The sequence below is a fragment of the Streptomyces sp. NPDC006265 genome (assembly GCF_040613555.1).
Lineage (GTDB): Bacteria > Actinomycetota > Actinomycetes > Streptomycetales > Streptomycetaceae > Streptomyces.
This window is the reverse complement of the sequence record NZ_JBEXSH010000484.1, coordinates 1-6,830: the sequence shown is the minus strand read 5'-3', so window position 1 is coordinate 6,830 and position 6,830 is coordinate 1. Positions and strand designations below refer to the sequence as shown.

Here is a 6,830-nt window from a genome sequence, read left to right as displayed (position 1 = left end):
CGCCCACGTCCAACGGCTCCACGGTCACCGGCATCGGCCGGACCAAGGCGCTCCGGGCTCGTCCTGGGCGCGGGCTTCTATCGCGCCTTCACCGGCGGCCACGCGCTCTTCCCGGCCGGCACGTCCGGCTGGTCGCTGGCCGTGCTCACCGGCATCATCGTCGGCCACCTCGTCATGCTGGGCCGCTCCCGGTGGTGGGGCGGCACCGGCTCTGGCGCCGCCCTCACCCTCGCCGTGCTGCTGCTCTACGGCTGGGTTCCGGCCGGCATGGTCAGCCTCACGGTCGTCGTGCTGGTCGGCATAGCCCGCCGCAACCGCTGGCGTCAGGGCGTGCTGCACGGCGCGGTCGACCTCCTCGGCATCGGCGCCGGCGCGCTCGTGCTGGGCGTCTTCGGCACCGTGCCGTCCGTCGAGTCCCCGGCGGAGCCCGCCGCCTGGACCCTCGCCACCGCGCCCCAGGTGGCCCTGGTCGCCGTCGCCTACCTGACGGTCACCCGCGTCCTGCTCTGGTATCTGCACGCTCCGCGCCCCGGACTGCCCACCGTCGCCCGCACCGCCCTGGTCAGACAAGGCCTGGTCGCGGTCGCGCTGCTGGGGATCGCGCCGCTGGTCTGCGTGGTCGCCGTGGCCAAGCCGATCCTGCTCCCGCTGTTCTCCATCCCGCTGATCGCCCTGGACTCCACCCTGTGGATAGCCCGGGCCCGGGCGGAGGAGCAGCTGCGCGACCCGCTGACTGGTCTGCCCAACCGCCAGTGGCTGCTGGAGCGCATCTGGACCGCGCTGGACGACGCGGAGCGGATCAACGCCCGCGCCGCCCTGATGCTGATCGACCTCGACCGGTTCCGGTCGGTCAACGACACGCTCGGTCATCTCGCCGGTGACCGGCTGCTGCTGCAGATCGCCGACCGGCTGCGGGTGGCACTGCCGCGCGGGGCGGAGGCCGCCCGGCTCGGCGGGGACGAGTTCGCCGTCTTACTGCCGGTCGCCGACTCCACGACCTCCGCGACCCGGGTCGCCCGCAACCTCGTCGCCGCGCTCAGTTCCCCCCTCGACCTCGACGGCCTCACCCTCGTGCTGGAGGCCAGCGCCGGAGTCGCCGTCTTCCCCGACCACGCCCTGGACGCCGAAGGACTGCTGCGGCGGGCGGACGTGGCGATGTATCAGGCGAAGCGGGACCGCACCGGTGTCGAGGTCTACGAGTCCAAGCGCGACTCCAACACCCCCGACCGCCTCGGTCTGCTGGGCGATCTGCGCCGCGCCCTCGACGCGCACGAGGTGCATCTGCACTACCAGCCCAAGGTCCGCTTCGACGGTCAGGTGGCGGGCTTGGAGGCCCTGGTCCGCTGGGTGCACCCCGAGCGGGGCAAGGTGCCGCCGGACGAGTTCATAGCGATCGCCGAGTCCTCGGGCCTGATGCCCCACCTCACCGAGTACGTCCTGGAGACCGCGCTCGGCCAGGTCGCGCACTGGCGGGAGCAGGGCCTGTTCGTCCCGGTCGCGGTGAACGTCTCCCCGCGCGATGTGCACACCCCCGGCTTCGCCGGCTCCGTCGCCGCCCGGCTGGCCCGGCACGGCGTCCCGGCGGGAGCGCTCCAACTGGAGATCACGGAACACGTCCTCCTGGAGGACCCGCAGCGCGCCGCCGACACCCTCAACCAACTGACCGCGCACGGCGTGAAGATGTCCCTCGACGACTTCGGCACGGGCTACTCCTCACTCGTGCACCTGCGTCGGCTCCCGGTCAGCGAGCTGAAGATCGACCGTTCGTTCGTGGCCCGGCTCGCGGTCGACACCGAGGACGCGGAGATCGTGCGCTGCACGGTCGACCTCGCGCACTCCCTCGGCCTGCTCGTCGTCGCCGAGGGCGTCGAGGACGACGAGACCTGGGAGCGCCTGCGCGACCTCGGCTGCGACGCCGTCCAGGGCTGGCTGGTCGCGGCGGCGATGCCCCCGGAGGAGACCACGGCGTGGCTGCGGGCGCGCGGGCCCCGGGGGTGGCAGCGACCGCGCGCCGCGCTCCCCGCGGCGACGGCCGACGAGTAGGACGCATCCCCGCTGTTCGGCTCGCCCGGTTGTTCCACGTCCTCGGGTGAGCGCTCAGTTCGTGCCGGGCGGCACGAAGTGGCCGATCAGCAGTGCCAGTCGCTGCTCGTGTGCCTCCTCGGGCAGCCGGCCGCTGCGCATCAGGGTCACCAGCCCGTGCAGCCCGGCCCAGTACGTCTCCGTGAGCAGACCCGTGTCCTCGCCGTCCGCCGCGATCGGCAGGACGGCCTGGAGCAGTTCGCCGAAGGCGTCCTGGAGGGCGGCCGGCGCCTCGGGGGTGGCGAAGGGCAGGTCCACGGCGAGCGTGAAGATCACGTCGTAGAGCGCGGGCCGCCGCCGGGCGAAGGCGGTGTACGCGCCGCCCACCGCCGCCAGCGCCTCGCGGGCGCTCCCGGCCGCCGTGCGCGCCGCCCGCAGCTCGTCGGCCAGGTCCGCGCAGCCCTGCACCGCCACCGCCGCCATGATCGCGCCCTTGCCCTTGAAGTGGCTGTAGAGCACCGGCTGGCTGTACTCGATCTCCTCGGCGAGTCGGCGCGTGGTCACCGCGTCCCAGCCCTCAGCCTCGGCCAGTTCCCGCGCGGCCGTCACGATCAGCCGCTCGCGTTCCGCTCGTTCGCGCTCCCGGCGCGTCTGGATCGTCATGGGTCGAATTCTAGCATCGCTAGAATCCCTGTCGACGCTCTGTTAGCCTCGCTCTCATACCTAGCGCCGCTAGAACTCACGCATCGGAGAGAGTTGTGACCGTCACCGCCTTCACCCTGGCCGTCGTGCTCAACCTGTTCTGCCTGTTCCTCGGCTACCGGTTCCTGTTCCAGCCCGCCCCCGCGGCCGCCGGCTACGGCGTCCCGGCCGACCCCGGTGGCGACGCCGGGGCCTATCTGGCGATCAAGGGCCTGCGGGACGGCACCCTCGGACTGGTCGGTCTGGCGCTGCTCGCCTTCGCGGGGGCCGGGGCCGAGGCCTGGTTCATGCTCGCCGTGGCTCTCATACCGCTCGGCGACACCCTGATCGTGCTGCGCAACGGCGGCACGAAGGCGGTCGCCTTCGGCATCCACTTCGCCACCGCGGTCGTCATCCTGATCAGTGCCGGACTGCTCTTCGCGGTCTGAGGGGGCCCGAGAGCCTCCCGGGCGGCAAACCGTTTCACGGGCACGGCTCCCCGCCCCATAGGATTGGGCCACACCACATTCACTCACCCCAGAGGATCGCTGCATGCCTGGCATCACGCGCGAGGAGGTCGCCCACCTCGCCCGGCTGGCGCGTCTGGAGCTGAAGCCCGAAGAGCTCGAGCACTTCGCGGGACAGCTGGACGACATCATCGGCGCGGTCGCACGCGTCAGTGAGGTCGCCGACCAAGACGTACCGCCGACCTCGCACCCGCTCCCGCTGACGAACGTCATGCGCAAGGACGAGGTCCGTCCGTCGCTCACCCCCGAGCAGGCGCTCTCCGGCGCCCCGGCCCAGGAGCAGCAGCGTTTCAAGGTGCCGCAGATCCTGGGGGAGGACTAACAGCCATGACGGACATCATCAAGCTCACGGCCGCCGAGACCGCCGCGAAGATCGCCTCCGGCGAACTCACCGCGGTGCAGGTCACCGAGGCCCACCTCGCCCGCATCGAGGCCGTCGACGAGAAGGTGCACGCCTTCCTGCACGTCGACCGCGAGGGCGCCCTCGCCCAGGCCCGCGCCGTGGACGAGAAGCGCGTCAAGGGGGAGAGGCTCGGCCCGCTGGCCGGCGTGCCCCTGGCGCTGAAGGACATCTTCACGACCGAGGGCATCCCGACCACCGTCGGTTCGAAGATCCTCGAGGGCTGGATCCCGCCGTACGACGCGACGCTCACCAAGCGGCTCAAGGCCGCCGACGTGGTGATCCTCGGCAAGACCAACATGGACGAGTTCGCCATGGGGTCCTCCACCGAGAACAGCGCCTACGGCCCGACCGGCAACCCCTGGGACCTCACCAAGATCCCCGGCGGCTCCGGTGGCGGTTCGTCCGCCGCGCTCGCCTCCTTCCAGGCGCCCCTCGCCATCGGCACCGACACCGGCGGCTCCATCCGCCAGCCGGCCTCCGTCACCGGCACGGTCGGTGTGAAGCCGACGTACGGCGCGGTCTCCCGCTACGGCATGGTCGCCTTCTCCAGCTCCCTCGACCAGGGCGGGCCCTGCGCCCGCACGGTCCTGGACGCGGCGCTGCTGCACGAGGTCATCGCCGGGCACGACCCGCTCGACTCCACCTCCATCGACGAGCCGGTCCCGGCGGTCGTCGAGGCCGCCCGCAACGGCAGCGTCGAAGGCATGCGGGTCGGCGTCGTCAAGCAGTTCCGCGGCGAGGGCTACCAGGCCGGCGTCATCCAGCGCTTCGACGAGTCCGTCGAACTGCTCAAGGAACTGGGCGCCGAGATCGTCGAGCTGGACTGCCCGTCCTTCGACCTGGCGCTGTCGGCGTACTACCTGATCGCGCCCTCCGAGTGCTCCTCCAACCTCGCCCGCTTCGACGGCCTGCGCTACGGCCTGCGGACCGGCGACGACGGCACGCACTCCGCCGAGGAGGTCACCTCCCTCACCCGCGAGGCCGGCTTCGGCCCCGAGGTCAAGCGCCGCATCATGCTCGGCACGTACGCCCTGTCGAGCGGCTACTACGACGCCTACTACGGCAGCGCCCAGAAGGTCCGCACGCTCATCAAGCAGGACTTCGACAAGGCGTTCGAGCAGGTCGACGTGATCGTCTCCCCGACGACCCCGACCACCGCCTTCGCGATCGGCGAGCGCGCCGACGACCCGATGGCGATGTACCTCGCCGACCTGTGCACCATCCCGACCAACCTGGCGGGCAACGCGGCCATGTCGCTGCCGTGCGGTCTCGCCCCGGAGGACAACCTCCCGGTCGGCCTGCAGATCATCGCCCCCGTCATGAAGGACGACCGCCTGTACAAGGTGGGAGCCGCCGTCGAGGCCGCCTTCGTGGAAAAGTGGGGCCACCCGCTGATCGAGGAGGCTCCGTCGCTGTGAGCGCACTGTCCAAGGCCAAGGGCTTCAAGAAGTCCAAGTCCGGTCTGTACATCTCGATGGCCACGTCGGCGTTCGGCGCCGTCGGGGTCTACAAGCAGATCAAGAAGGCCCGCGGAGACAACGACACGCTGCGGCTGCTCGACGCCGTCGTGACCGGAGCCGCGGTCGTCACCAACCTGGCCATTCTCTATCGCGAGCTGAAGCAGCTGGGCGACGACGACGTTCTGCTGGGCTGAGAGGGAAGTACTCACCGTGACCACCACGACCGACCTGGTGTCGTACGAGGACGCACTCGCGTCGTACGACCCCGTCATGGGCCTCGAGGTCCATGTCGAACTCGGCACCAAGACCAAGATGTTCTGCGGCTGCTCGACCGCCCTCGGCCAGGACGCCAACACGCAGACCTGCCCGGTCTGCCTCGGCCTGCCCGGCGCGCTCCCGGTCGTCAACGCGACCGGCGTCGAGTCCGCGATCAGGATCGGCCTCGCGCTGAACTGCGAGATCGCCGAGTGGTGCCGCTTCGCCCGGAAGAACTACTTCTATCCGGACATGCCGAAGAACTTCCAGACCTCCCAGTACGACGAGCCGATCGCCTTCAACGGCTACCTCGACGTCCAGCTGGAGGACGGCGAGACCTTCCGCGTGGAGATCGAACGCGCCCACATGGAGGAGGACACCGGCAAGTCGACCCACGTCGGCGGCGCCACCGGCCGCATCCACGGCGCGTCCCACTCCCTGCTGGACTACAACCGCGCCGGTATCCCGCTCATCGAGATCGTCACCAAGCCGATCGAGGGCGCGGGCGAGCGTGCCCCCGAGGTCGCGCGGGCCTACGTCCGTGAGCTGCGCGAGCTCATCAAGGCGCTCGGGGTCTCCGAGGCCCGCATGGAGATGGGCCAGATGCGCTGCGACGTGAACCTGTCGCTGCGCCCGCACGGCCGGGAGAAGTTCGGCACGCGTTCCGAGACGAAGAACGTCAACTCGCTCAGGTCCGTGGAGCGCGCGGCCCGCTTCGAGATCCAGCGGCACGCGGCCGTGCTGTCGTCCGGCGGCACGATCATCCAGGAGACCCGCCACTTCCACGAGGACACGGGGTCGACGACCTCGGGCCGTGTGAAGGAGGAGGCCGAGGACTACCGGTACTTCCCGGAGCCCGACCTCGTCCCGGTGGCCCCGTCCCGCGAGTGGGTCGAGGAGATCCGGGCCCGTCTGCCCGAGCTGCCGCTGGTCCGCCGCAGCCGGCTCCGCGAGGAGTGGGGCGTCTCGGCCACCGACATGCAGGCGATCCTCAACGCAGGCGCGCTGGAGCCCATCGTCGCCACGATCGAGGCCGGGGCGGACGCCGCCTCCGCCCGCAAGTGGTGGATGGGCGAGCTGGCCCGCAGCGCCAACGAGTCGGGCACGTCGCTCGACGAGCTCGCGATCACGCCGGCGCAGGTCGCCCGCGTCACCGAGCTCGTCGCCAAGGGCGACCTGAACGACAAGCTGGCCCGGCAGGTCATCGAGGGCGTCCTCGCGGGCGAGGGGACCCCGGACGAGGTCGTCGACAAGCGCGGTCTGAAGGTCGTCTCCGACGAGGGCGCCCTCACCACCGCCGTCGAGGAGGCCATCGCCGGCAACCCGGGCGTCGCGGACAAGATCCGCGGCGGCAAGGTGGCCGCGGCCGGTGCGCTGGTCGGCGCCGTCATGAAGGCCACGCGCGGCCAGGCCGACGCGGCCCGCGTCAAGGAGCTCATCCTGGAGAAGCTGGGCGTCAGCGAGGGCTGACCCCGGCGGACC

At 71.2% G+C, this 6,830-nt stretch carries 7 protein-coding genes; 6 read left to right on the top strand and 1 reads right to left on the bottom strand.

Going from position 1 to position 6,830, the window contains the following annotated elements:
* On the top strand, positions 1-2,043 hold a 2,043-nt coding region (locus ABZ281_RS31140; protein ID WP_356660881.1), incomplete at its 5' end, for a bifunctional diguanylate cyclase/phosphodiesterase.
* A 54-nt stretch (positions 2,044-2,097) separates the two neighbouring features.
* Here ABZ281_RS31140 and ABZ281_RS31135 read toward each other — a convergent pair.
* Positions 2,098-2,685, bottom strand: a complete 588-nt coding sequence (locus tag ABZ281_RS31135; RefSeq protein WP_356660879.1) for a TetR/AcrR family transcriptional regulator — start codon at positions 2,683-2,685, stop codon at positions 2,098-2,100.
* Positions 2,686-2,780: 95 nt separating this feature from the next.
* Between ABZ281_RS31135 and ABZ281_RS31130 the strand changes: the two genes are divergently transcribed.
* The 5 genes from ABZ281_RS31130 (at position 2,781) to gatB (ending at position 6,818) form a co-directional block, all read left to right on the top strand.
* Entirely contained in the window at positions 2,781-3,152 is a 372-nt protein-coding gene (locus tag ABZ281_RS31130; protein WP_356660877.1) for a DUF4267 domain-containing protein, read from the top strand.
* A 103-nt stretch (positions 3,153-3,255) separates the two neighbouring features.
* Positions 3,256-3,552 (top strand): Asp-tRNA(Asn)/Glu-tRNA(Gln) amidotransferase subunit GatC, encoded by a 297-nt coding sequence (gatC, locus tag ABZ281_RS31125; protein WP_030851400.1) that lies wholly within the window; start codon positions 3,256-3,258, stop codon positions 3,550-3,552.
* Between the two features lie 5 nt (positions 3,553-3,557).
* Positions 3,558-5,051, top strand: a complete 1,494-nt coding sequence (gene gatA / locus ABZ281_RS31120; protein WP_356660875.1) for an Asp-tRNA(Asn)/Glu-tRNA(Gln) amidotransferase subunit GatA — start codon at positions 3,558-3,560, stop codon at positions 5,049-5,051.
* The gene (locus ABZ281_RS31115) at positions 5,048-5,287 is read left to right on the top strand and encodes a hypothetical protein (RefSeq protein ID WP_030851407.1); all 240 of its coding nucleotides are present in this window, start codon (positions 5,048-5,050) and stop codon (positions 5,285-5,287) included. The genes gatA and ABZ281_RS31115 overlap by 4 nt, the downstream gene beginning before the upstream one ends.
* Positions 5,288-5,303: 16 nt before the next feature.
* Positions 5,304-6,818, top strand: coding sequence for an Asp-tRNA(Asn)/Glu-tRNA(Gln) amidotransferase subunit GatB (gene gatB / locus ABZ281_RS31110; protein ID WP_356660873.1), 1,515 nt, complete (start codon positions 5,304-5,306; stop codon positions 6,816-6,818).
* Positions 6,819-6,830 lie beyond the last annotated feature (12 nt).

Excerpts from the sequence above, each read along its gene's own strand:
- ABZ281_RS31135 (WP_356660879.1), bottom strand. The coding sequence starts at position 2,685 with ATGACGATCCAGACGCGCCGGGAGCGCGAACGAGCGGAACGCGAGCGG.
- gatC (WP_030851400.1), top strand. The coding sequence starts at position 3,256 with ATGCCTGGCATCACGCGCGAGGAGGTCGCCCACCTCGCCCGGCTGGCG.
- gatA (WP_356660875.1), top strand. The coding sequence starts at position 3,558 with ATGACGGACATCATCAAGCTCACGGCCGCCGAGACCGCCGCGAAGATC.